This window comes from Rhizobium sp. PL01, from assembly GCF_033447125.1.
Lineage (GTDB): Bacteria > Pseudomonadota > Alphaproteobacteria > Rhizobiales > Rhizobiaceae > Pararhizobium.
In genome coordinates this window covers 168,041-192,866 of sequence record NZ_JAWQUM010000012.1, presented here as the reverse complement: position 1 = coordinate 192,866, position 24,826 = coordinate 168,041, and the positions used below count along the sequence as shown (strand labels likewise).

Annotated in this window: 22 protein-coding genes; 12 read left to right on the top strand and 10 right to left on the bottom strand. The window is 59.1% G+C overall.

What is annotated here, in order from left to right; genetic code table 11:
* Positions 1-25 precede the first annotated feature (25 nt).
* From aspT to R6X40_RS25495, 4 genes are all read right to left on the bottom strand, one after another.
* Positions 26-1,711 carry an aspartate-alanine antiporter gene (aspT, locus tag R6X40_RS25510; RefSeq protein WP_318417268.1) on the bottom strand — a complete coding sequence of 562 codons (1,686 nt, stop codon included), beginning with the start codon at positions 1,709-1,711 and terminating at the stop codon, positions 26-28.
* A 264-nt stretch (positions 1,712-1,975) separates the two neighbouring features.
* Positions 1,976-2,413 carry an RpiB/LacA/LacB family sugar-phosphate isomerase gene (locus tag R6X40_RS25505; protein ID WP_318417267.1) on the bottom strand — a complete coding sequence of 146 codons (438 nt, stop codon included), beginning with the start codon at positions 2,411-2,413 and terminating at the stop codon, positions 1,976-1,978.
* Positions 2,414-2,439: 26 nt separating this feature from the next.
* Entirely contained in the window at positions 2,440-3,207 is a 768-nt protein-coding gene (locus R6X40_RS25500) for a triose-phosphate isomerase (protein ID WP_318417266.1), read from the bottom strand.
* Positions 3,204-3,989 (bottom strand): DeoR/GlpR family DNA-binding transcription regulator, encoded by a 786-nt coding sequence (locus R6X40_RS25495; protein WP_318417264.1) that lies wholly within the window; start codon positions 3,987-3,989, stop codon positions 3,204-3,206. Before R6X40_RS25495 ends, R6X40_RS25500 begins: the two co-directional genes overlap by 4 nt.
* Before the next feature lie 271 nt (positions 3,990-4,260).
* Here R6X40_RS25495 and pncB point away from each other — a divergent pair, with 271 nt between their 5' ends.
* A complete protein-coding gene (gene pncB / locus R6X40_RS25490; protein ID WP_318417263.1) occupies positions 4,261-5,565 on the top strand; it encodes a nicotinate phosphoribosyltransferase in 1,305 nt (434 codons plus the stop codon).
* A gap of 112 nt (positions 5,566-5,677) precedes the next feature.
* Here the strand turns inward: pncB and R6X40_RS25485 are convergent, their stop codons facing one another.
* Entirely contained in the window at positions 5,678-5,941 is a 264-nt protein-coding gene (locus R6X40_RS25485; protein ID WP_318417261.1) for a hypothetical protein, read from the bottom strand.
* Positions 5,942-6,068: 127 nt separating this feature from the next.
* Between R6X40_RS25485 and R6X40_RS25480 the strand changes: the two genes are divergently transcribed.
* The 5 genes from R6X40_RS25480 to R6X40_RS25460 all read left to right on the top strand — a co-directional run bounded on the left by R6X40_RS25480 (position 6,069) and on the right by R6X40_RS25460 (position 11,404).
* Complete coding sequence (locus tag R6X40_RS25480) at positions 6,069-6,758, top strand: TetR/AcrR family transcriptional regulator (protein ID WP_318417260.1); 690 nt, start codon at positions 6,069-6,071, stop codon at positions 6,756-6,758.
* Between the two features lie 139 nt (positions 6,759-6,897).
* Complete coding sequence (locus tag R6X40_RS25475) at positions 6,898-7,719, top strand: N-formylglutamate amidohydrolase (protein ID WP_318417258.1); 822 nt, start codon at positions 6,898-6,900, stop codon at positions 7,717-7,719.
* Positions 7,716-9,611, top strand: coding sequence for a flavohemoglobin expression-modulating QEGLA motif protein (locus tag R6X40_RS25470; protein WP_318417256.1), 1,896 nt, complete (start codon positions 7,716-7,718; stop codon positions 9,609-9,611). Before R6X40_RS25475 ends, R6X40_RS25470 begins: the two co-directional genes overlap by 4 nt.
* 8 nt (positions 9,612-9,619) lie before the next feature.
* A complete protein-coding gene (locus R6X40_RS25465) occupies positions 9,620-10,666 on the top strand; it encodes a glutathione synthetase (protein WP_318417254.1) in 1,047 nt (348 codons plus the stop codon).
* 57 nt (positions 10,667-10,723) lie between these two features.
* A complete protein-coding gene (locus R6X40_RS25460; RefSeq protein WP_318417252.1) occupies positions 10,724-11,404 on the top strand; it encodes a hypothetical protein in 681 nt (226 codons plus the stop codon).
* 14 nt (positions 11,405-11,418) lie between these two features.
* Here R6X40_RS25460 and R6X40_RS25455 read toward each other — a convergent pair whose 3' ends face one another.
* Positions 11,419-11,805, bottom strand: a complete 387-nt coding sequence (locus R6X40_RS25455) for a hypothetical protein (RefSeq protein WP_318417251.1) — start codon at positions 11,803-11,805, stop codon at positions 11,419-11,421.
* A 329-nt stretch (positions 11,806-12,134) separates the two neighbouring features.
* Between R6X40_RS25455 and R6X40_RS25450 the strand changes: the two genes are divergently transcribed.
* Genes R6X40_RS25450 through glgA form a run of 3 tightly spaced genes read left to right on the top strand, consistent with a single transcriptional unit; the run spans position 12,135 to position 14,111 of the window.
* Positions 12,135-12,368, top strand: a complete 234-nt coding sequence (locus R6X40_RS25450; RefSeq protein WP_318417250.1) for a DUF2934 domain-containing protein — start codon at positions 12,135-12,137, stop codon at positions 12,366-12,368.
* Positions 12,331-12,603: a hypothetical protein gene (locus R6X40_RS25445; protein ID WP_318417248.1), complete on the top strand. Its 273-nt coding sequence runs from the start codon at positions 12,331-12,333 to the stop codon at positions 12,601-12,603. Before R6X40_RS25450 ends, R6X40_RS25445 begins: the two co-directional genes overlap by 38 nt.
* A gap of 29 nt (positions 12,604-12,632) precedes the next feature.
* Positions 12,633-14,111: a glycogen synthase GlgA gene (glgA, locus tag R6X40_RS25440; protein WP_318417247.1), complete on the top strand. Its 1,479-nt coding sequence runs from the start codon at positions 12,633-12,635 to the stop codon at positions 14,109-14,111.
* Between the two features lie 20 nt (positions 14,112-14,131).
* On the opposite strand, the gene glgX is transcribed toward glgA, so the two are convergent.
* Positions 14,132-16,219 carry a glycogen debranching protein GlgX gene (gene glgX, locus R6X40_RS25435; RefSeq protein WP_318417245.1) on the bottom strand — a complete coding sequence of 696 codons (2,088 nt, stop codon included), beginning with the start codon at positions 16,217-16,219 and terminating at the stop codon, positions 14,132-14,134.
* A gap of 301 nt (positions 16,220-16,520) precedes the next feature.
* Between glgX and R6X40_RS25430 the strand changes: the two genes are divergently transcribed.
* Both R6X40_RS25430 and R6X40_RS25425 read left to right on the top strand, forming a co-directional pair.
* Entirely contained in the window at positions 16,521-19,760 is a 3,240-nt protein-coding gene (locus R6X40_RS25430) for a PAS domain S-box protein (RefSeq protein WP_318417244.1), read from the top strand.
* Positions 19,761-19,916: 156 nt separating this feature from the next.
* Positions 19,917-22,067: a mechanosensitive ion channel family protein gene (locus R6X40_RS25425; protein ID WP_318417242.1), complete on the top strand. Its 2,151-nt coding sequence runs from the start codon at positions 19,917-19,919 to the stop codon at positions 22,065-22,067.
* Positions 22,068-22,221: 154 nt separating this feature from the next.
* Here R6X40_RS25425 and R6X40_RS25420 read toward each other — a convergent pair whose 3' ends face one another.
* The 3 genes from R6X40_RS25420 to R6X40_RS25410 form a co-directional block, all read right to left on the bottom strand.
* Positions 22,222-22,602: a DUF6481 family protein gene (locus R6X40_RS25420; RefSeq protein ID WP_318417241.1), complete on the bottom strand. Its 381-nt coding sequence runs from the start codon at positions 22,600-22,602 to the stop codon at positions 22,222-22,224.
* Between the two features lie 219 nt (positions 22,603-22,821).
* Positions 22,822-23,043 (bottom strand): hypothetical protein, encoded by a 222-nt coding sequence (locus R6X40_RS25415; protein ID WP_412178458.1) that lies wholly within the window; start codon positions 23,041-23,043, stop codon positions 22,822-22,824.
* A 173-nt stretch (positions 23,044-23,216) separates the two neighbouring features.
* Positions 23,217-23,426 carry a cold-shock protein gene (locus tag R6X40_RS25410; RefSeq protein WP_037110252.1) on the bottom strand — a complete coding sequence of 70 codons (210 nt, stop codon included), beginning with the start codon at positions 23,424-23,426 and terminating at the stop codon, positions 23,217-23,219.
* 465 nt (positions 23,427-23,891) lie between these two features.
* Between R6X40_RS25410 and R6X40_RS25405 the strand changes: the two genes are divergently transcribed.
* A complete protein-coding gene (locus R6X40_RS25405; protein WP_318417235.1) occupies positions 23,892-24,824 on the top strand; it encodes a VOC family protein in 933 nt (310 codons plus the stop codon).
* Positions 24,825-24,826 lie beyond the last annotated feature (2 nt).

Sequence of the window (24,826 nt, the reverse complement as noted above, 5' to 3'; positions counted from 1 at the left end):
TTCACTCCTTGCTAAGTCGAATGAGTCAGACGAAGGCGACGATGAGCGGGCCAAGCAATGTCAGGAAGACATTGGCCAGCGCGTATGTAATGGCGAACGGTGTTGTGGGGACGGTGTTTCCGGCCTTGTCGAGGACTTCGCCGAAGGCGGGATTGGCGCTGCGTGATCCGGAAAGCGCGCCTGCGAAGATGGCGGTGTTGTCGTAGCGCAGGATATAGCGCCCGACGAGCATGGTGATGATCAGCGGCAGGATGGTGACGACGACGCCGATCAGGAAGATCGAGATGCCGCTTTCAGCAATCGTGTGCACGGCCTGCTGTCCGGATTGCAGCCCGACGACAGCAACAAAACCGGCAAGGCCGAGATCGCGAAGCAGCGTGGAGGCTGCTGTCGGCATATTGCCAAGGGTCATGTTGCGGCTGCGATACCAGCCGAAGGCAAGACCAGCGAGTAGGGCGCCGCCGCCGCTGCCGAGTGTCAGCGGAATGGAGCCGATGCGAATGACTGCAAGGCCGACCAACAGACCGACGACGATACCGAGCCCATGAAAGACGAAATCTGTCTTGTCGCTGGGGGTGATCACGATGCCGACGCGTTTGGCGATTCGTTGGAGATCTTCCTGTAGGCCGTGCACGGTCACGACATCACCGGCCTCGATGCGTGTGTCGGCCACAAGCGTCAGCGGATTGCCGGCGCGCTTCACCTGCAGGACAAAGACGCCGTGACGCAGTTCCTTGGTCGCCTCGACGATTTCGGCGACCGTCTTTCCTGCAAAATCCTTGTTGGCGATGACAACGTCGCGCGTTGCCACGACCATCTCCATCCCCTCCGACGACTGGGTCTCAGGGCCGATGGCATCCGTCATTCCGACCACGCCTGCTCGCCGCCCGACGACCAGCACGATATCATCTTCCTGCAGCCTCAGGTCCGGTTCGACACCGATGATGGCGCCTGCGCGTTTCACGCGTTCGACGGCGATGGCTGCGGCCACGCCTGTGGCCTCGATTTCGCTAACGGTGCGTCCGGCGGCTTGGCGAACCCGGTACAGACGTCCAACGAGGTCTGGCAGGGCGGGGGTTTCTCCGGGGCCGTAGATCTTGGCTCCGGCCAGCATTTCAGCCTCAGCCTTGACTGCTTCGTCGCGGATGCTGCGGCCCATGAACCACGGCAGGATGTTGACGCACACGATAATGGCGCCGAACGAGCCGAAAATGTAGGTGACAGCATAGCCGATGGCGACATTCGCCTGTAGGCGCTGGACCTCGTCGGCGGCCAGACCGAGCTTGCCGATTGCCGAGCTCGCGGTACCGATAATGGCCGATTGAGTGAGACCACCGGCGGCGATGCCTGCGGCCAGTCCTTTGTCGAGACCAAACATCTTGGCCAGCACAACCACCGTCAAAAGCCCACTGATGGCGAGTACGGCGGCCATGACAATTTCCCGGATCGACTTGCGCCCGAGGGAACGGAAGAATTGCGGGCCACTCTCGAAGCCGACGGCATAAATGAACAGAGCGAAGAGAACGGCTTTGATGCCGTTGTCGATGGTAATTCCAATCTGACTGAGCACGACTGCGACCAGAAGAGAGCCTGCGACGCCACCGAGCTGGAACTTGCCAAATTGGAATTTTCCGATCCAGTAGCCACCCGCCAATGATAGAAACAAAGCGATTTCAGGAGATTGGTGGAAAATCGATTGCAGGAATGACATAGGCCCCTCCGTATCAATGCTGCTTGCGCGCTGGCCTCCAATCAGAGGCGAGGGTTGCGGTGTGGTCAAGAAAAAACTTGTGCGCGAAGATTAACGCACTTCCGCTTTTGTTCAAATTTGAGACTCGTTGCCGAAAAATACGGCAGAGCAGAAAGAGATCGCTCGTTCAGTTACAAACAAAAACGCCCGGCTTTCGCCGGGCGTTCATTCTGCAGGACATGAGGGAGGATCTACATATTCTGCGGAAGGTGTTTGATCAGGCCGTTACTTGCCTGCGTCGAGGCGGTCGATCGCCTCGACGTTGCCGGCCGACGAACCGTGCGGATCGAATTCGGATTCCAGCCACTTGTCGACGATGGCCTTGGCCAGTTCAGGCCCGATGACGCGGGCGCCCATGGTGATGATCTGGGCGTTGTTGGATTTGGCGGCGCGCTCGGCCGAATAGGTATCATGGGTAAGGGCGGCACGGATGCCGGGTACCTTGTTGGCGGAGATCGAGACGCCGATGCCGGTGCCGCAGATCAGGATGCCGCGATCGTTCTGACCGTTGACGATGGTTTCGGCGAGCCCCTTGGACAGGTCGGCATAGAAGCCGGACTGGCTGAGATTGCTGACTTCAAGGCCGCTCTTGGTGGCGAGATGGGCTTCGATGATGTCGAGAAGCGGCTTGCCTGCGCTGTCGGCGCCGATTGCGATTTTCATGGCTGTATCCTTCCGTTGACTGGGTTTCAGAGCGCCGAGGCGACGCGTTTGAGGATGTCGAGATAGCCGGCCACATCCCAGGCCGAGCGGCCGATGAACAGGCCGTCGATATGCTTCTTGGCAATCAATTCCTCGCAATTGCCGGGATTGACGCTGCCGCCGTAGAGAACCGGAACGCAAACACCGAGGCTGGCCTTGGCCCAACCTGCGATCAGAGCGTGGCGCTCATCGGCATAGTCAGAGGAAGCGGGAATACCGTTGACGCCGATCGCCCAGACCGGCTCATAGGCTAGCAGCACCGGTTTTGCCTTGTCGGCTCCTTCGAGCAGTGCAAGGGCGCCTTCGACCTGCCGTCGCAGCACGGCGTCGGCCTGTCCGGCTTCGCGCTCGGCCAGCGTTTCGCCGATGCAGATCAGCGGGATCATGCCATGCCGGACGGCAGCTGCCGTCTTCAGGCCCACCGTGCGGTCCGTCTCACCAAAATGCTCGCGCCGTTCGCTGTGGCCAAGTTCGACGATATCAAGGTTGCAGTCCTTGAGCATGACTGGTGAGATTTCACCCGTCCAGGCGCCGGCATCGTCCCAGTGCATGTTCTGCGCCCCGACCTTGACGCTGGTTGCGGCAAGCCGCTCCTTGACCTGACGGGTGGCGGTGAACGGCGGAATGACGAAACGTTGGACGCGCGCATCCCGCGCCGCGTCGGCCTCGGCCAATCCGTCGGCAAAGACCATGGCCTCGGCGAGCGTCTTGTTCATCTTCCAACTGGTTCCAACCCAGACGGATGTCTTTGTCATGCTGTTTCCTCCGCGGTTTTGCCGCCAATTTTCTGAAGCTTGATACCGGCCTCCTTGAGGCCATGTTCGCAGGATGGATCGATTTCCGAGCCGGTCAGAACCATGTCGAACGCGTCGAGGCCGGTCAGGAAATGCAGGGCGGATTTGCCGAACTTGCCGTGATCGACGAGCAGAACGCTCCGCGCCGCCGACTTGATCATCTGCCGCTTGGTCTGGACGACTTCCTGATCCTGATGGAAGGCGGATGCGCCATGGATGGCCGAACTCGACAAGAAGGCCATGTCGGCCCTCAGCGAACGCAGGGCCTCTTCGGTGGTGATGCCGAAGAAACCGTTGAACTTCTTTGAATACTGGCCACCAAGCGAGATCACATCGATACCAGCGATAGTGGCCAGCTTGTTGATCACACCGAGATTGTTGGTGATGACCGTCAGTGGCCGGATATCCTTGAGATAGTCAGCCACACCGCCCGCCGTTGAGCCGTCGTCGATGATGATGATCTGGCCGGGCTCGATCAGCGTCGCCGCGTGCTGGGCCAGCCGCCGCTTTTCTTCCGCGGCAATCTTCTCGCGATAGCGGAAATCACTTTCGAACTGCGGACTGGATTGGATCGAGGCGCCGCCATGCACCTTGCGCAAAAGACCTGCCTGCTCGAGATCGTCGAGGTCGCGGTGCACCGTCATCTTGCTGACGACGAACCGGCCAGCGAGGTCCTCGACCGAGGCCGAGCCCGTTTCCATCAGGATATCCATGATCGCCTGGCGCCGGTCTTCGGGCTTCATTTGGGTGCTTTCACGCGGTCTGTTTCGGTCCTCTATATAACGGACTCTGTGATAATCTCAACTCTATAAATGATATTTTGTGATTTTAATGTGTGATGATGTGATGTTTACGGCTGCTGCTCCGGCCACAAACAGCTCCCGGTCCGGGTTTCCGGCTTTAGGTAATTGCTTTGTTGCATCAGCCTGTTGCGGCCCCCCCAAATGCCGTGTCATGACTGTGGAAGAGAACCATACGCATCGCCGTGCAGTGCCGGAGCGGGAGAGACCTTTCATGACCAAGACGGACATCGCGCGCCGGGTCTACAACAATGCCTGGAAACTCGATCCGGTCGTGCGCAGCCTGCTCGACACGGATTTCTACAAGCTGCTGATGCTGCAGATGATCTGGCGCCTTTATCCGGAGGTCGATGCGACCTTCTCGGTGATCAACCGCACGAAGACCGTGCTTTTGACTGACGAGATCGACGAGCAGGAACTGCGCGAGCAGCTGGATTATGTGCGTGGTCTGCGGTTCACCAAGAAAGAGATGATCTGGCTCGCCGGTAACACGTTTTATGGCCGCAAGCAGATCTTTGCACCGGATTTCCTCGCCTGGCTCGCCGATTTCCAGCTGCCGGACTACGAGTTGTCCCGCAAGCACGGCCAATACGAGTTGACCTTCCCTGGCAAATGGACCCACACCACCATGTGGGAAATCCCGGCTCTGGCGATTATCAACGAACTGCGCTCGCGCACCGCCATGAAGGACATGGGGCCGTTTGCGCTGGATGTGCTCTATGCCCGCGCCAAAGCCAAGATGTGGTCGAAGGTCGAGCAACTCAAGGTCTATCCGGACCTGCGCATTTCCGATTTCGGCACACGCCGCCGCCACAGCTTCCTATGGCAGCGCTGGTGCGTCGAGGCGCTGAAGGAAGGTATCGGCAAGTCCTTTTCAGGCACCAGCAACGTGCTTCTCGCCATGGATACCGATCTCGAAGCGCTCGGCACCAACGCACACGAATTGCCCATGGTCGCAGCCGCACTGGCGCGCAACGAACAAGAGTTTGGCGCTGCACCCTATAAGGTTCTGCAGGACTGGAACCAGCTCTATGGCGGCAACCTGCTGATCGTCCTGCCCGATGCCTTCGGCACGGCGGCTTTCCTGCGGAATGCCCCCGATTGGGTTGCGGACTGGACGGGCTTTCGCCCTGACAGCGCACCGCCGATCGAAGGTGGCGAGAAGATCCTTGCCTGGTGGAACAAGATGGGACGCGATCCCAAGGAGAAGCTGCTGATCTTCTCTGATGGCCTCGATGTCGAAACGATCGTCGATACCTACCGGCATTTTCAGGGGCGGGTGCGTATGAGTTTCGGCTGGGGGACCAACCTGACGAACGATTTTGCTGGTTGCGCCCCGACCCAGATCAGCGGGCTCAATCCGATTTCCATCGTCTGCAAGGTCATCGATGCCAATGGCCATCCGGCTGTCAAGCTGTCCGACAACCCACGCAAGGCAACGGGCGACCCTTCGGAAGTCGAGCGGTATATCAAGTTCTTTGGGACAGAAGATTTTGCCGAACTGGCCGTCAAGGTCTGAGTGATAGAGCCTCAACGATGATCTTCACAAACAAAAACCCAGCCGGCGGAGGTGCCCGGCTGGGTCTGTTTGCGCATTCTTTTGAGGGATGCGCCGGGAGAACTGGGTTACGTTACGCGCTCATGCGTAAGCAGTCCGAGCGCGAAGCGAGCGGGTGGACCATCGACAGCAGGCGGCGCTTGGGAGCCGCGAGCAGGTTGGCCGTATGATTTTTGGCGCTTACCGTTCCCGGCTGCATCTGGCGAAGCGCGCTGGCAGCGGAGTAGAGAAGCGTTTTCATTTCATTGGTCGTGACGCCGTCCGCACGCATTACGGCACGGATCATCGGGTCTGTCAGGACCTCGTGGATGTTCAGATCGCTGTTTGCCTGGTGCATTGGGGTATTCCTTCGGTTCATCGTCTTTTCCGGCGGGCGGATCCCGTCCGGTGTCTGAAACTTGACATCGATTTATTGCGGTGTTACCACTAAGTAACATTCGAATAGTTACCGACCGGTCACACCTATGTCAAGAAGCCTTGTCAATAAAAATTCGAAATCCGTATCGTCCCCGAAACCGGCAGATATAAGGCTGGATAAAGGTGACTGTGTGCAGGTGCGTCAGGCGCCGCGAGATCGTATTGTTTCAACAGCTTGTGAGCTGTTCCGGCAACACGGGATACGCGGTATCGGCGTCGATGCGATCGCCGAGGCTGCCGAGACAAACAAGATGACCCTCTACCGTCATTTCGGCTCGAAGGACGACCTCATTTGCGAGGCCTTGCGGTTCACATCGGAGAAAGCCACCGCCTTCTGGGACCAGCTCGAAGCCTCCCATCCAAACGATCCGATGGCGCAACTCCATAGCTGGGTAAAAGCCAGGGCACAGTGTCTGGCCGACAATAAATACGGCTGCGACCTTGCAAATGCGGCCGTCGAACTGAAGGAGCAGGGGCATCCGGCCCATGCGGTGATCGAAAACTTCAAGCTTGCCCAGCAACGCCGTCTTGAAAAGCTCTGTCGGGATGCGGGTGTGAGCGAGCCGGAGCTGCTCTCCGATACTCTCTCGATGTTGATGGAGGGCGCGCAGGTGAGCAAGCTGGCGTCAGGCAGCGAAGGCCCGTCTATGCGGTTCATGCGCGCCTGCGAGGCTGCCATCGCCTCATTCCGCCAGCCGATAAAAAGTACCGCCGCAACAGTCGACACCGAGGCCTGAAATCTGGCCTGTGCGAACCTGCTCGCATAAGCTGATGATTGGCGGCATCGAAGCTTTCGATGGAACAAACCCGCCTCGCGTCCATTTACTCGTTGACTGAAAAGCGCAGCTGGTTGCTGCCATCAACGAGAAGGACAGCATGTCCCCCTTCCAGGAATTCATTGTTAATCCTGGCCCCACGGAATGGTGGTCGGCGCATCGCGGTGCCTCGCCGATTGTCGGCACGGCCATTCATAACGGGCATCATATCCGCAGTGATCTCACAGGTTTCCTCGGCCTCAATGCCGGCGAGCGGCTGCGGGAAGAAGATCCGTTCACCGAATTCTTCATCCGCGACCTGCCAAACCGGATTGTATTTCACCGTTCCCGTTTCGAAATCGATATCAACCGGGCGCGCGATGGTGCCATCTATCTGACGCCAGAGCAGGCCTGGGGCCTGAAGGTATGGGCGCAGCAACTGCCGGACGATGCGATTTCCGCCTCCCTTGGTGTTCACGATGCCTATTATGCCATGCTGGAAACCTATCTCCGCGGCATTGAACAACAATACGGCGCCTTCGTCCTCCTCGACATCCATAGCTACAATCACCGCCGCGACGGGGCTGAAGGCCCTGAAATGCCGGTTGAAAAAGCGCCGCAGATTAATATCGGCACATCCTCGATGGACCGCGAGCGCTGGGCACCGGTACTCGATCCGTTTATCGAACAACTGCGCCACTTTGAGTTTCGCGGCCAGCGTATGGACGTGCGGGAAAACGTCGCCTTTCAGGGCAAAGGCGAGCAGACACGTTTCGTCCACGAGCGGTTCCCCAAAACCGGCTGCGCCATTGCCATCGAGTTCAAGAAGTTCTTCATGGACGAGTGGACTGGCGACCCGGACATCGAAGCGTTGAAGGCGATGCGGGAAATGATCCGCCTGTCACTGCCGGTTTTGCTTGAAGCCTTGCAGGCGCGGCCATGACCACCCCGCGCCGCAACCATCGGGGGGCCATTGGTTACCCGCAATGGCTGGAGGAAATCCTCGATTGTATCCGCGCGGACAAATCGGTGCGCAAGGATTTCGATAATGGCGGCCGCCTGCATATCGACCGGCCGTTGCCCTTCCTCTCTGTCCATATCGGCAAGGGAAGGGACGATCTCGCTGCGAGGGACATTGCCGCCGCCAATGCCTCCTATCTGATCGTTGATGATATCAATGAAGCCTTGCCGATTATTGCTGCGGTTGGCGGTGTTCTTCGCGCCCGTTTCAATGCATTCCTGCTGTTGGATATCGATGAGTTCGACCACGACACGTTGATCACTGATGACGCGCCTTATCTGCCGCCCTTCGAAATCGGGATTGCCTCGACCAGTGATCTGGCCGCCCGAAAAGCGGCGCTGGCATTGGCCGAAGGCGCCGATACTGGGCAAGTCAAGTTTCGGACACCCCATGTCGACCGGTTTGACCTGAAGGCCGATACCCAGGCGGCGACACTGGCAGAACAGACCGGGTTCCCTGTGGTCGCGGTCCGGTTTGCGCCAATCTACCGGCAGCCGGAGTCGGGCAGCACCTATCCCGATCTGCGCGAGCGTCTGGTCGCCAATATCTTTGACGCGGGCCTCAAGGCGTTCGCGGCCTTTGTTGGCGCGACGCAAAGCCTGAAACTGACGACGCACCGGGCGCTCGGCCGCAAGGCTTTTGTCGATGCAGTCAGCCGTGCCGATCGCAGCATGGATGATGTCGCCTCGAGCTTCGATTTTCTGCTGGCGGTCACGCCGATCAATACGGACGCTGCCTGGCAGGCGTTCAAGGCAGGAAAGTTCAAGCAGGAGCCCCAGTTTCTCTACCGGCCGCTCTCCGTGCAGGTCGAAGCGGAAAAACGGAAACTCTTCTCCGTCGCTTTCGATCGTTTCGAGGACCCGGTTCTCTATCATCTCTACCGGGAGAAGCAGCAAGAACTGGACCTGCAGCTGTCCTTGATCTCGGCCCGCGAGACCAGCCGCTTCGTCGAATATGGCCGCGCTCTCTATGGCCCGGTCGAGCCGTCGCTATACCGGGCAGCCCAGGATATCCTCGCCAAGACGGCAACCTTTGCAGATGATAGCGACGATATCGAAGACGATCCGCAGACGGCGGATTGCGATGAGGTCGAGGCCGCAGCGCGTGCCATGATCGCCGATTATCATCGGCAATATCCAGGCTTTGTGGCCGAGATTGAGCTACGCGATGACCTGCCGTCCGGCCTGCTGGTTTCGGGCGAACGGCTGCTGATCTCCCGGCAGACCCTAATGCCGAGAGGCCGGGTGCACGCGCTTTTGAGCCACGAGATCGGCGTACATCTCCTCACCTATTTCAACGGTTCGGCGCAGGGCTTGCGGCTGTTCCGCTCCGGCCTTGCCGGCTACGAGGGCATGCAGGAAGGTCTTGCCGTCTTTTCCGAATACATGGCCGGCGGCATGACTGTCGGACGGTTGCGCCTGATCGCCGCCCGTGTCGTCGCCTGCTCGTCAATGCTGGAGGGACGGCCGTTTACCGCCACCTACGGCATGCTTGCCGAGGAACACGGGTTTGGCCCGCTTGCCGCCTTCCATCTGACCATGCGGCTTTATCGCGGCGGTGGTCTTGCCAAGGACGCCATCTACCTGCGCGGTCTGCTGGAACTGCTCAGCCACCTGAAATCGGGCGGTGCGCTTGACCCGTTCTGGATGGGCAAGATTTCCGCGTCGCATTTCCGGGTGATGCAGGAATTGAGCCTGCGCGGTCTGCTCAAGGCGCCTGTTATCCGCCCCGCCTTTCTCACCCATCCGCAAGCACAGACCCGCCTCGACAAGGCGCGGGCAGGACTGAACCCCCTTGATATGATCATCAGTTAGGAGCCACCATGCGCGTCGCATTTTTCGTCAATTCGGTCGAGAGCGAGGAACCCCATTTCACCACGACGGCGCTGGCTATGGCAGCGCTCGCCCGTGGCCATGACGTCTGCTACATCGCGCCGGGCGATTTTGTCCTGCGCCCGGACGATAGCCTGATGGTACGAGCAACCACGGTTGCCCCCGGAAAATACAAGAACGCGCAGGCGTTCCACGAGGGGTTCCAAGGCAAGGACGCCAAGGTCCAGACGATCGATGTCCGCGAGGTCGACGTGATTTTCCTGCGCAATGATCCGTCGCTCGATTCCGACGACCGGCCATGGGCGGCCCATATCGGCGCCATGTTCGGTCGTCTTGCCAGTGAACGGGGATCGATCGTTGTCAACGATCCCGCAGGATTGGCGCTCGCCCAGAACAAGCTCTATTTTCAGGGCTTTCCCGAAGCTGTGCGCCCGGAAACGTTGATCTCCAAGAGCATCGAGGAAATCCGCGCCTTCATTGCCGATCATCGCAAGGGCGTCATCCTGAAGCCGCTGCAGGGTTCGGGCGGCAAGAACGTTTTCAAGATCGCCACACCCGATGATGCCAATCTTAACCAGATCTTTGAGGCTGTCAGCGGCGAAGGCTACCTGATAGCGCAGGGATATCTGCCGGAAGCCAAGGCCGGCGATATCCGCTTTTTCATGATGAACGGCAAGCCGCTGGAGCGTGACGGCGCCTATGCCGCATTCCGCCGGGTTCCAGCCAAGGGCGAGGTTCGTTCCAATATGCACGCGGCTGGAACGGCCGAGGCGGTCAAGATCACCGACGACATTCTCGCCGTTGCCGAGATGGTTCGCCCAAAATTGATCGAAGACGGCATGTTCCTGGTCGGCCTCGACATCGTCGGCGACAAGATTCTCGAGATTAATGTCTTCACGCCGGGCGGTCTTCCCGACATCGCGGCCATGCACAAGGTGGATTTCTCCGAGGACATTATCGAGGCGCTGGAGAAGAAGACGGCGATCCGCAAGGCTTATGGCGGTGCCATGTCAAACCGGGCATTGGCAACGCTTTAGGCTGTTTTCGCAAGCTATCTGTGCTATCGCGGGCGCTTGAACGATTGGAAGTGCCCTGTGATACCCTGGACCCTGATTGACACAGCGATAATGCCTGATGGGGGCGTTGAACTGCGGCTGAAACAGCGCGGAACCGAATTTTCGATCATGCTCGGTACAATCGAATTGATGAACAGCCGGCTGAGCGGTTCGGAAGAGGCGCTTGCCCGCCTGTCCTATGAGCGGGTCCGCAGCCATCCGCGGCCGCATATGCTGATTGGTGGTCTAGGTATGGGTTTTACGCTGCGCGCAGCTTTGGCTGAACTCCCCGGCGACGCCCGGATAACAGTTGGCGAACTCGTGCCGGCCGTCGTCGCCTGGGCACGTGGTCCCATGGCGGATGTTTTCGCAGGTTGTCTCGACGACAAGCGTGTTGTTATTCGCGAGGGTGATGTTGGCCGGTTGATCCAGTCCGGTTCATCCGAGTACGATGCTATTCTGCTCGATGTCGACAATGGGCCGGAAGGCCTGACCCGCCGGGCAAACGACGATCTCTACAGTGTCGCCGGTCTTCGCGCCGCCCGCAAGGCGCTGAAGCAGAACGGCGTTCTTTCCGTCTGGTCATCGGCACCCGATGCCGGCTTCACCCGCCGTCTTAAAGATGCTGGCTTTGCTGTCGAAGAATTGTCGGTGCGCGCCAGCACCAAGGGCCGTGGTGCGCGCCATGTAATCTGGATGGCAACGAGAACGGGACGCTAGCCGCCGTCCTGCCGCTAAAGACCTTCGCGTTCCAGAAGAATGCGGACTTCGTCGAAGCGGCGCTTGTTTTCTTCGTTCTTTTCGTCCGCCGAATAGCAGGTGCTGGCGAGACAAAAGCGCTTCAGCCCAAACGGTGCCTTGGCGTTGTCGAACTGGCATTCGAACGTATCGACCATGTTTTTCTTCTCGACCCCATCTCGGGTGGAATAGGTCATGCGCGCGCCCGGTGGCTTGAGTTCGGGAAACGACTGGACGACGCCGGTGTTCAGGGTTTCGGTCATCAGCAGATGTTTCGCGACCTTCACGCAAAGGTCTTCGATCTTCACGGGCTGGGCGATCGCAGGCGAGACGGCGAAAACTGTCGATGCGCCGAACGCGAGGGCAAGCAAGATTTTTCTCATGGCACACTCCTGAAACGCCCGGCCCCCAAAGCCGGTGGGCGTTCCATAACGGCGCTCACTGTCTTTGGTTCCAAACAAGACGGTGCAAAACGCCTGCCGTGGTTGTGAAAACTGTCGACGGCATGCGATTTGAGCGTAGGATCGCCGCGCGAATTGTTTTTGACGCGTCCATTTCGCACTCTTGGGAACGCGTAATTCCGGTGTGACACTCCCTGGTTTTGCAGCTCCGGACAATCCGCGCGAAAAACTTTCGCTCGGCCCGGTTCCAGGTGGAACCAAGCGCTCTCGTCGCAGTTTCTATTTTGCCACTTTGACAAGGGGAGAAGCAGATGACGGATATCAGCGAAGACGACATCAGGCTGCGGGCATACGCTCTTTGGGAAGCCGACGGCCGCCCGGACGGCAGCCATGACATGCATTGGCTACAGGCATTGCGGGAGTTGACCGAGGAAGCGGATGCAGCGGCCGGAGTGCCGGCGCCGTTAAAGACGTCCAAACTTTCCGTCGTGAAGAATGAAGCGACAATTGAACCTGTTCCTCGCAAACGCAGCAAGACGGCCTGATTTTCAACGTTCCGTGGGGTGCTGGCTGGCCGGCACTCCACGTCTCGACGCTCTGGTCTTGCGCTATCGTGAGCTGGATGCGTCGGCGTGGATGCAAATTCGGCCATTTCCGGCGCTTGATTTTGCGGTGCAAAATTTTTTGCATTCGCACTGCGCTTTTCTGCGGACATCGACGGCGCTTTACCACATCATGGGGCTATCCGGCGTGCTTCATGTTGCGGCTGCGTCGTGGTGATAACCGATGGCAAAAGGAACGTGATCTGCGTGAAGATACTTTCGGTGACGTCGGAAATTTTTCCATTGATCAAGACCGGCGGTCTTGCCGATGTGACTGGCTCGTTGCCGAAAGCCCTTGAAGGCTACAACTGCTACACACGCACGCTGGTGCCCGGCTATCCGCAGCTGTTTGCAAAGCTTCCCGACGCCCGGCAGGTCTATTTCTTTCCAGACCTCTTCGGTGCCCCGGCTTCGCTGCTCGAAGCCCGCTACGAGCAGCTTGATCTGCTGATACTCGATGCGCCGGCCCTCTACAATCGCCCCGGCGGTCCCTATCTCGACGCGTACGGCCACGATCACGTGGACAACTGGAAACGGTTTGCCGTGCTGTCCTACGTTGCATCGGCCATTGCCGGCGGATTGCTTGCCAACTGGTCTCCGGATGTCGTTCATACCCACGATTGGCAGACGGCGCTGACCTCCGTCTACATGCGGTATTCGAACAATGCCAAGGCCGTCCCGAGTGTGCTGACGATCCACAACCTGGCATTCCAGGGGCAGTTCCCGACTTCGGTCGTCAACCAGATCGGCCTGCCGCCGGAGAGCGTGTCGCTTGATTGCCTCGAATATTATGGCGATGTCAGTTACCTGAAGGGCGGCATCCGCACCGCCAGCGCGATCACCACCGTCAGCCCCACCTACGCGCGCGAAGTCATCGGGCCGGAACTTGGCATGGGTATGGCCGGTGCATTGAGTTCACGTCCCCGGACACTGACGGGCATCGTCAACGGTATCGACATGGATATCTGGAACCCGGCCAAGGACGCCTACCTGCCGGTCAACTACGATCACAAGAGGATCAGGCTGCGCGGGCAAAACCGTACGAAACTGCTGGAGGCGTTTCGCCTCGACGACGGCCCCGGACCCGTCTTCGCTGCTGTGACACGGCTGACCTGGCAAAAAGGCGGCGATATGCTCGCCGAGGTCGCGGAGGAGATCGCAGCTCTTGGCGGCCGGCTGATTGTGCTTGGCAAAGGCGAAGAGCATATCGAGACAGCGCTTCTGGCGATCGCCGGGCGTCACCCCGATCGTATCGGCGTGCGGGTCGGCTATGATGAGGCCACCGCCCATCTTATCCATGGCGGCAGCGACGTCGTCATCCAGCCATCTCGCTTCGAGCCCTGTGGTCTCACCCAGCTCTATGCCCTGCGTTATGGCGCGGTGCCGGTCGTGTCGCGCACCGGCGGCCTATCGGAAACGATCATTGATGCCAATGACGCGGCGATTTCCGCCCGGGTAGCAACCGGTTTCCAGTTTCATCCGGCAACGGCTGAAAACCTGCGGCTTTCCATTCATCGTGCTTTTGCCGCCTATCAGGAGCCGAAGAAATGGGCCCGCCTGCAGAACCAGGGCATGAAGGCCGACTTCTCCTGGGAGCGGAGTGCTGAACAATATGCAGCGCTCTACACCCAGCTGCTACCTGCGCGGAAGGCCCCGCCGGTCCGGCGGGCAAAGGCTGCGGAGTAACCCGCACCTTTCATCTCGCATTATGCCGGATGAAGCAGAGTGAGGCTGCGGGCAAGCAGCTCGAAGATGGTTTGCAATTCTGGGCTCGCCTCTGTTTCCGCAACGGCCGCTGTCGTGAGTGCGCAGCGCCAACTACCGGAAGGGGATTCCGGCAGCGCGAAGGTTACGGGCCCGTCGTGCGGATTGACGAGGATCAACGCGTCGGACCACACGCCATCGACGTGCTTGAGGTCTTCACGGGAAAGATACAGACCGAGCGTCGTGCTGCCTTCGTCCTGCCAATGCTCTTCTGTCTGCTCGCCGCCGCCCGGATTGAGCCAGGTGACCGTCATTCCATCGCGCCAGCTTTCACGGCGCAGCAGGGGTTGAGTGGCGCGCAGCGTCGTCAGTTGCCGGACGAAATCGCGCAGCTCTTCAGCACTGGCGGGCAGGTTCTCCCAGTGTACCCAGCTGATCTCGTTGTCCTGGCAATAGCCGTTGTTGTTGCCCATCTGGCTGCGGCCGAATTCATCGCCCGCAAGCAGCATCGGTGTGCCGTGTGACAAAAGCAACGTGGCAAGCATATTGCGTTTCTGCTGGTCACGCACCGCGTTGATAATGGCATCGTCGGTCGGGCCTTCCACACCGTAATTGTCGCTGCGGTTGTCGCCATGTCCGTCCTTGTTGTCTTCGCCGTTCGCCTCGTTGTGCTTCTCGTTGTAGGAGACGAGATCATTGAGGGTGAAGCCGTCATGGGCGGTGATGAAATTGACGCTCGCCCAGGGCCGCCGCCCGCGCAGGTCGTAGATGTCGCCCGAGCCGAGCAGGCGCGCGGCAAAATCGGGCGCCGTGCCGTCCGTGTCTTTCCAGTAGTCGCGCACCGTGTCGCGGTACTTGTCGTTCCATTCCGCCCAGCCTGGCGGAAAGCCGCCAACCTGATAGCCGCCGGGGCCGATGTCCCAGGGTTCGCCGACCAGCTTGACCTTGGAGAGAACCGGATCCTGCGACACCGCGTCGAAAAAGCCGCCGCGCTGGTCGAAGCCTTCAGGTTCGCGGCCAAGAATGGTGCCGAGATCGAAGCGGAAGCCGTCGATATGCATCTCCTCGACCCAGTAACGCAGCGAGTCCGTTACCATCTGCAGCACGCGCGGATGCGAGGTGTTAACCGTATTTCCGGTGCCGGTGTCGTTGATGTAGTAGCGATGATCGTCGGGCAGGGTTCGGTAGTAGGAGAAATTGTCGATCCCCTTGAGCGACAAGGTCGGCCCGAGTTCGTTGCCTTCGGCGGTGTGGTTGTAGACCACGTCGAGGATGACCTCGATGCCGCCGTCATGCAAAGCCCGCACCATATCGCGGAACCCGTCCATGCCGCGCGGACCGTAGTAGCGCGTTGCCGGTGCGAAGAAGCCGAGGCTGTTGTAACCCCAAAAATTGTGTAGCCCCTTTTCCATGAGATGACTGTCATCCGGGAAAAAGTGGATCGGTAACAGTTCGATGGAAGTGATGCCGATGCTTTTCAGATAATCGACGATCGCCTTGTGACCGAGACCTTCGAATGTGCCGCGCAGGTTTTCGGGAACGGCCGGGTGCAGCTGGGTGAAACCTTTCACATGGGTTTCGTAGAAGATCGTCTTCGACCACGGAATGTTGACGCCGCGATCGGCCTTCCAGTCATAGGCTTTCGGATCGATGACACGGCATTTCGGCATGCCTGCGGCGCTGTCACTGTCATTGAAGGACAAGTCCTTGTCTTCCGCCTCGAGATCATAGCCGAAATGCGCTTTCGACCAGGCGACATCGCCGACCAGTTCGCGGGCGTAGGGGTCAATCAACAGCTTGTTGGCATTGAAGCGATGGCCGTTTGCAGGATCGTAGGCGCCATGCACACGGTAGCCGTAGAGCGCGCCCGGTTTCAGGCCGGGAATGTAGCCATGCCAGACTTCATTGGTATATTCCGGCAATTCGATCCGCGCCGTCTCGATGGAGCCGCTGTCATCGAACAGGCAGAGTTCGACCCGTTCCGCATGGGCGGAAAACAGCGCAAAGTTGACGCCGTCCTTGTCTGGAACGGCGCCAAGCTGTTGCCATCCGCCGGGCTCTATTTTGTGCTGGTTCAGCTTGGCGTCCATCGCGAAAAAGCCCCTCTTTGCAAAATCTGCACAACACAATTGTGCGGCGCATCATTTTGTTCCATCCGAAAGGCCCCGATTGGCAAATATTCAAGCGTCTGCCGGACGAGGCATTCTGTTGATTTCAATCAGCGTGGAGAATAACGCGGTAATGGGGGAGCGGGGCAACAACGTTTGCCCGCGCCGCCAGAAAACGGCGAAAATTTGTCAATACTGGATTGATGTGCTGGCGAAACGCGCTATCTAGCCCTTGCTGACGATTGATTTCTCGGCCTGGGCCCTCTTTTCATTTCAGGTTTTCATGCAAGCCCCTGCATCCGACACGCGATATCCGTTCCTTGCCGAGGGCGGTGAAATCGCGTCGCTGATCCACCATTTCGACTGGGCAAGCACCTCGATCGGGCCGCTTTCAAGCTGGCCGGAAAATCTGAAATCCACCGTTGCCATCATCCTGCGCGCCAAGGTGCCGATGATCCTGCTGTGGGGTGATGACGGCGTCATGATCTACAATGAAGGTTACGCTGAGTTTGCCGGTCAGCGTCATCCGGTTTCGCTCGGGTCGAACGTCAGGCAACATTGGCCAGAAGTGGCGGAGTTCAACGCAAATGTTCTGAGCGTCGTGCTGGGTGGTGGGACGCTTGGGTATCGGGATCAGCATCTGGTCATCGAGCGCAACGGTTCGCCGGAGGATGTCTGGCTGAATCTCGACTATAGTCCGGTTCCGGACGGAAACGGTGTGCCCGCAGGCGTGCTTGCAATCATCAAGGACACGACCCAACGGGTCCGTACCGAACAGCGGCTGCGCATCGCCCAGGAAGCGGGTGGCATCGGCACGTTCGAATGGTATCCGCAAACCGGCATGCTGGATGTGTCGGATGAATATCGTCGGATCTGGGGCCTCGCCCCCGATGTCGTGGTAACGGACAAGCTTCTTGTCGATCTTCTGCATCCGGACGACCGCGTAAAAACCGGTCCGGCGAAGCTGAGCCAGAGCAATCCGCTCGACTATGTCGAATATCGCCGTGTGGATCCGAAAACCGGAGAGATACGCTGGATTGCCCGGCGGGGCGAGGTCGTCTCCAGTCCGGAAAGCGGCCAACGACGGTTCATTGGCATCTCGTTCGATATTACTGATCGCAAATGCGTCGAGGCTGCGGTTCGTGAAGGCGAGGCGCGCTGGCGCGGACTCTTCGAGCAAATGCAGGAAGGTTTTTTCGTCGGCGAAGTTATTCGCGACGGTCAGGGGCTGATCAACGATTTCCGGTTTGTGGAAGTCAACCCGGCTTTCGAAAGGCACTCCGGGGTTCCGGCCGACAGCGCGCTGGGACGTAGCGTCCGCGACGTTATTCCGGCGATTTCGGATGACGTCTTTGAAGCTTATGCGGAGGTCGTCAATACCGGGATATCTCAAGTCTTCGAGGTTCAAGTGGCGGCTCTCGACGGCCGCTGGTTCGAAGTCCGGGCACGCAAAGCAGGACCAGACCGATTTGCAGCCCTCTTCGTCGATATTTCTAGCCGCAAGCGTGCCGAGCAGGCGGTTGCCGAGAGCGAGGCGCGGTTCCGCAATCTCGCCCAGTCGATGCCCAATCACGTCTGGACCGCGTTGCCGGATGGCCAACTCGATTGGTTCAACGACCGTGTCTACCGCTATAGCGGTGCACCTGCGGGCACGCTGGATGGCGACAGCTGGGGCGCTATCGTACATCCTGACGACATCAACGACGCTGCCGAAGCCTGGGCTGCGGCGCGCCTTATCGGCCAGCAATACGAAGCCGAGTTCCGGCTCCGCCGCCATGATGGCGCCTATCGCTGGCATATTGCCCGTGCCGTTTCGCTGCGGGATCGTTCAGGCAAGATCGAGAAATGGATCGGCACCAACACCGATATCCAGGAACAGAAGATCGCAGAAGCCGCGCTTGAGGAGCTGGCGGCAACGCTTGAACAGCGGGTCGAAGCGCGCACCTCCGAATTGCTCCAGACCCAGGACGCCTTGCGCCAGAGCCAGAAGATGGAATCGATCGGCAATCTGACCGGTGGCGTCGCCCATGACTTCAACAATCTCCTGCAGGTGATCAGTGGCAATCTTCAGCTGCTGGTCAATGAAGTGCCCGGCAATGACCGCGTTGAACAGCGCATTCAGAACGCCATGGCCGGTGTCGCGCGCGGATCGAAACTCGCCTCGCAATTGCTGGCATTCGGCCGCCGCCAACCGCTTGCGCCAAAGGTGGTCAATATCGGCCGTCTCGTGCGCAATCTCGATGACATTCTGCGGCGGTCACTCGGTGAGGCTATCGAGATCGAGACGATCGTCGCAGGCGGCCTGTGGAACACCCATATCGATCCGGGCAATGTCGAGAACGCGATCCTCAACCTCGCCATCAACGCACGTGACGCGATGAACGGCAGCGGGAAACTGACGATCGAGGCGGGCAACGCCTATCTGGATGCCAAATATACCGAGGTCTATGCGGACGTGCCGCCCGGGCAATATGTCCTGCTTGCGGTCACCGATATGGGATCGGGCATGTCGCAGGAAACCTTGGAGAAGGTTTTTGAGCCGTTCTTCACCACCAAGCCCGAGGGCCGGGGTACGGGGCTCGGCCTGTCGATGGTCTACGGTTTCGTCAAACAGTCTGGCGGCCATATCAAGATCTACAGTGAACTGGGCCATGGCACGACGATCAAGCTCTATCTGCCGCGATCTGCGCAGTCCGAAGACGTTCTCGTCGAGCGGGATGCCGGCCCGATTACAGGGGGCAGCGAAACCATCCTCGTGGCGGAGGATGACGAAGCCGTGCGCGAAACCGTTGTCGCCATCCTCACCGATCTCGGTTACCGGGTCTTGAAAGCCAAGGATGCGCAAAGCGCGCTCACGGTCATCGAAAGCGGCGCCGATATCGACCTGCTGTTCACCGATGTTGTCATGCCGGGCACTTTGAAAAGCCCGGAACTGGCCCGCAAGGCAAGGGAGCGGCTGCCGCAATTGGGCGTGCTGTTCACCTCTGGCTATACGGAAAACTCCATCGTCCATTCCGGCCGGCTCGACGAAGGGGTCGAGCTGTTGAGCAAGCCTTATACGCGCGAGGCGCTTGCCCGCCGAATCCGCCATGTGCTGGCAAAGGTACCGATGGTGCCATCGGTTGCAGAAACGCAGGCAAACGAGGTTGCAGGTGAGCAGAAGCCGGGCGGCAATCAGACGATCCTGGTGTGCGAAGATGACTGGCTGATCCGCGCAAGTACGGTCGACATGCTGGAGGACCAGGGCCACACGGTTTTCGAAGCGGCCGACGCCAAGACGGCGCTCGCGGTGCTGTCCGAGCGGCCCATCGATGTGCTTGTCACGGATGTTGGGCTTCCCGACATGTCCGGGGTGATGCTTGCGGAGCGGGCGAAGGCTCTGGTCGCCGGGTTGCCCGTGATTTTCGCCACTGGCCACAGCGACGTCGAAGGCGTGACTCCGGGGCCGAACGTGCAACTGGTGGTCAAGCCCTTTTCCGGCGAGACATTGGCAGCGGCCATTGCTCTTGTAACGAGAGGCTAACACCAGGGATCACCCCATAGCTCATCAAAATGGTACAAAACATCATCCATTTTTCTTCGCTGCGCGGTTGCAGGTGACAAAGGTCCCGGTGAATGCTCTAACTCTCTAAAATGCACGAACGTGCAATTGGGGTGATATGAGCTGAGGGGTCGGCGCGTGAAGAATGATTGTGATTTCCGTCTATTGATGGTGCGGTTCTGGTTGGTTGTGGTTTTGGTGTTTGGTGCCGGGATCGCGTCTATTCAGCCGGTCCTTGCGCAGGCGGCAAGTCCACCCGCGTCGGCGGACAAGGTTGATCAGCTGATCAAATTGCTGGACGATCCCGATATTCGCGCCTTGCTCAACAAACAGACGGCTGCACCTGTTGCCCAGGCTGACACGGACATGTCCGCGACGGAATTCAACGCGTGGGGAGACCGGATTCGGGACCATTTGCGTCACGTCGGGCAGGCCATTCCGCTAATCCCTTCTGAGTTCATGCGCGCAGGCGGGACAATCGCTGCTGATATCAACGGCCACGGTCCTTTCGGCGTATTTGTGCTGTTTCTGACGCTGGTACTGATCGGCCTGGGTGCAGAATGGCTGTTCCACCGCATCGCGCGCCGTAGCCGCGTACATGCAACCCTGGCCCACGCGGACGGCGCGGCCGAAAGCCCATTGTACGCCGCTGGCCGTCATCTGTTTGCCTTGCTGGCGCCGCTTGTCGCTTTCAGTCTGGCAAGCCTTGGCTTGTTCATGGCAATGACATGGCCTCCGCTTCTCGACGCAATGATGCTGCCCTTGCTATTGGGTGTCATTGCCTGCCGTTTTGTCATCCGTATCGCCCGGCTACTGCTGCTGGGGCCGGATCCGGCTAAAGGCGTTGAAAGAACAACCGGGCTAGCGTCTACCGATCAAGCATCCGGAGCCTTCTGGTACAAACGTATTTTCTGGTTGTCCTGTATCCTGTTTGCCGGTTGGGCATTTGCGGGCGTCATGGCAGCGCTCAACATTACGCCTGCCGTGCGAGGCGTTGTTGTCTACGCTCTTGGTCTCGGTCTGCTGCTGGTCGGCATTGAGACTGTCTGGAACCGGCCGGCAGCGATTGCCCGGCCGCACGGCCGGGGGGCCATGGAGTGGGCGCTGACATTCTATCTTTGCTTGCTTTGGGTGCTCTGGGTCGCGGGCCTTGTCATCGTTTTCTGGCTGGGTTTCTATGCGCTGATCTTACCGGGCCTGCTGAAAGCAACCACGGCAACGGCGAGAAAGGCTTTTGCAGGCCAAGCTGACATGCCTGGAAGCGGCAATCCAGTCATCGAGGTGCTGGTGGAACGGGGCGCCCGCGCGGTTATCATCACGCTTGCCGTGCTGTGGCTTGCTTTCATTGTCAGCAAGCGATCGGCGATGTTTACCGGCGATGGGATGACCGATCGTCTCATCCAGGGTGTTCTGGCGGGGGCGGTCATTTTGCTTGTGGCCGACATCCTGTGGCAGATCGTCAAGGCGGTGATTAACCGCACACTGGAGCAGGCACGGTCTACCGTCGCTGTTGATACGGCGCATGCGGCGCGAAACGGAAGGCTGCTGACGCTGCTGCCGTTGTTGCGGACCGTGCTGGCAGTTATAATTTCGGTGATCGCGGTTTTGATGGTTCTCTCTGGTCTTGGGGTTCAGGTGGCTCCGTTGATCGCAGGTGCCGGCATTTTCGGCGTGGCCATCGGTTTTGGTTCGCAGACCCTCGTCAAGGATGTGATCAGCGGCGTCTTCTACATGATGGACGACGCCTTCCGGGTCGGGGAATATATCCAGAGCGGCAGCTACAAGGGTACGGTCGAATCGTTCAGCATCCGCTCGGTGCGGCTGCGTCACCATCGTGGTCCGGTGTTCACGGTGCCCTTCGGTACGCTCGGCGCGGTCCAGAATATGAGCCGCGACTGGGTGATCGACAAATTCACGATCTCGGTTGGTTATGGTACCGACATCAACAAGGTCCGAAAGATGGTCAAGGGCGTCGGAGCGGCGCTACTCGAGGACGAAGAATACGGCGCGATGATACTGGAGACCCTGAAGATGAAGGGTGTCGAGCAGTTCGGTGACTACGGTATCAACCTGAGTTTTGCGATGATGACCAAACCGGGCTACCAGACAACGATCCGCCGCAAGGCCTATATGATGATCCGCGAAGCGTTTACCACCAATGGTGTTATCTTCGCTTCGCCGACGGTTCAGGTCGCTAACAACGACCCGGCGGCGGTGGCTGCAGCTGCGGCGACCGTGAAAGCGGCGATGGATCAGAAGAAACTGGCCGAGAGCGGGGAGGGCGCCTGAGGCGCCCCGTTCGCCGCAAAATTCGCGCAGCGTCCTCAATGTCTGTTTGAGGATAGCGGCTCGGACGGTGCAATTGGCTTGCAGAATCCTATCGGCGTTTTCGGTTGGGGGAGCCAAGGAGGAGGCCGGACGTCTGTCCGGCCTTCACTCATAATTAGCGCTGGCGGGCCTTGCGTGCGGCATAGCGGCGATCGCGCTCGGCCTTGCGTTCGGCTTCGTCGGCGACAACGCGGGCGATGCGATCACGGGCGGCTTCTTCGCGGGCGACGGCTTCAGCTCTCGATTCCAGTTCCGCTGCTGCCGTCAGTGCTGCAGCTTCTGCGAGCTGGCGCTCGTTTTCTTCCTGCTTCAGGCGGTCGCGGTCGGCGCGGCGGGCTTCGCGCGCAGCCGTATTGGCCTGCCGCTCGGCGAGCTTGGCTGCGAGTTCCGGGTCGTCGGCCTTCGGTGCCGATGCATACTTCTTCAAAAGCTGCTGCTTAGCTTCGGCTGCGGCTTTGCGCCGATCGGCAAAGCCATTATCGGATGCGTGTCTCAATCTTCGTCGTCCTTGTTTGCAGATTTAGGGTTGGTCGGGGATGGCCGGGAAAGAATTCATCGCCATGCCAGCCGACATATGTCTCGTTTCGCATTTTGCGCACTCCCAAGATAGAGTGGGAACGGCAAAAAAATAGATAGGGCGCCGTCTTTTACGTCCTATTTTACTAAGACTGAATGATAACAGCCATATGGCGGCCGGGGAAGCCGCGTCAAACAGTCAGCGTTTCGCTGATTTCTCTGCTGCCGCAGCCTTGGCGGTTGCTGCAGCTTCCTTTTCCAGCCGCAATTCGCGCAGCCGCAGTGTCTTCGCATCACGCTCGGCCGCGACGGCATCGATTTCTGAAATCGTCCGGGTGCGGGCCATGAACTGGGTCTGTGTGCGGCTGAATGCCGATTCCGCCTGGTCGCGGGCTTTTGTCGAATTATCGGTCAAAATCATATCCTGGTGCTATCGCACCGGCGTTTCGTCCAGATCGTTCTGTCGAATACGGTGCGTATATATTGGCCGTTCAGCCAAGAAAAAAGGCCAGGCGATTTGCCTGACCTTCCGTTGGATTTTGCCTCGTCAACGATGCCAGTACATCCGTGGTCACCGGAGAGGCTCAATCCGATTTAGGCAGCCTGGAGCTGGCAAGCGGACATTTTGCCCGACTTGTTGTCACGTTCCATCTCGTAGCCGATCTTCTGGCCTTCGACGATTTCGCGCATGCCGGCACGCTCGACAGCGGAGATGTGGACGAAAACGTCCGGACCGCCGTTGTCAGGCTGAATGAAGCCGAAGCCCTTGGTGGAATTGAACCATTTAACTGTGCCAGTGGTCATAACGAACCCTTTCAATAGCAACATGTATCCATCACCGTACGACGCACGGTGATCAGTAGTCTCGATTTTTGAAGGGGGAAGTTCGTCAGAGACGCGGCAAGCGCGGGCAGAAACAAATATCAGTCAAACAACTATCGATGAACGCCGATATAGGCCGTCCTCTCCAGCTTGTCAACTTTTAGTTTTTCTCGGGGCGCGCGATAACCCTTTAGATTGTACTTCTTTATTCTTCGCACGCGCTCGACGAGCCGGCAAGCATCTTCCATAATTCTGCACACCTTCACTGATCCTGCGCGTGAGATGAAAATCCAGGGCGTAATAACTGGGCGGCTTATTGAACAATAATTTCCACTGTTCAGCAAACGAAGACAATGCGTCCAGCCTCGCGCGTCTATCGCCGCAGGCCGAATAGGCACATCTATATCGGCGACACGAAGCCCGGCTCGGGCAGAAAGGGATCCGATCATGCTTACCCAGATCAAGGGGCTGCACCACGTCACCTCGATGGCTGCAGACGCGCGTACCAACAACCAGTTTTTCACCGACACGCTCGGCCTGCGCCGGGTCAAGAAGACCGTTAACTTCGACTCGCCTGATGTCTATCACCTCTATTACGGCGACGAGACCGGTGCGCCCGGTACTGTCATGACCTATTTCCCGTTTCCGGACATGGGGCCAGGCCGTCCGGGAACCGGCGAAGTCGGAACCACGGTGTTTTCTGTTCCCGAAGGCGCGCTCGGTTTCTGGAGCGACCGCTTGTCCACGCGCGGCGTTTCGGGGCTCAGGGCGGAAGAGACCTTTGGCGAAAAGCGCCTGAACTTTGCAGGCCCGGATGGTGATGGTTTTGCACTGGTGGAAGTCCGCGACGACGATCGCCCGGTCTGGACAACCAACGGTGTTTCCGAGGATCATGCGATCCGTGGTTTCCACTCGGTCGCCATGCGTCTCCGTGACGAAGGGGCGACCGCCGAACTTTTGAAATTCATGGGCTACGAGACGGTCGATGCCAAGGATGGCGTCACCCGGCTGATCGTGCCCGGGGGCAATGGTGCGGGTTTGATTGATCTTGAAACCATGCCGAATATTCAGCGCGGCCAGCAGGGCGCGGGCTCGGTGCACCATGTCGCTTTCTCGGTCGAGAGCCGGGAAAAGCAGCTCGAAGTGCGCAAGGCCCTCATGGACACCGGTTACCATGTCACTCCGGTGATCGACCGGGACTATTTCTGGGCAATCTATTTCCGCACACCGGGCGGCGTACTGTTTGAAATCGCCACCAACGAACCGGGCTTCGACCGCGACGAGGACACAGCGCATTTGGGCGAAGCACTGAAACTGCCACAGCAGCATAAGCATCTGCGGCCGATCCTCGAGCAACACCTGGCAAAGCTGGAAGGCTAAGG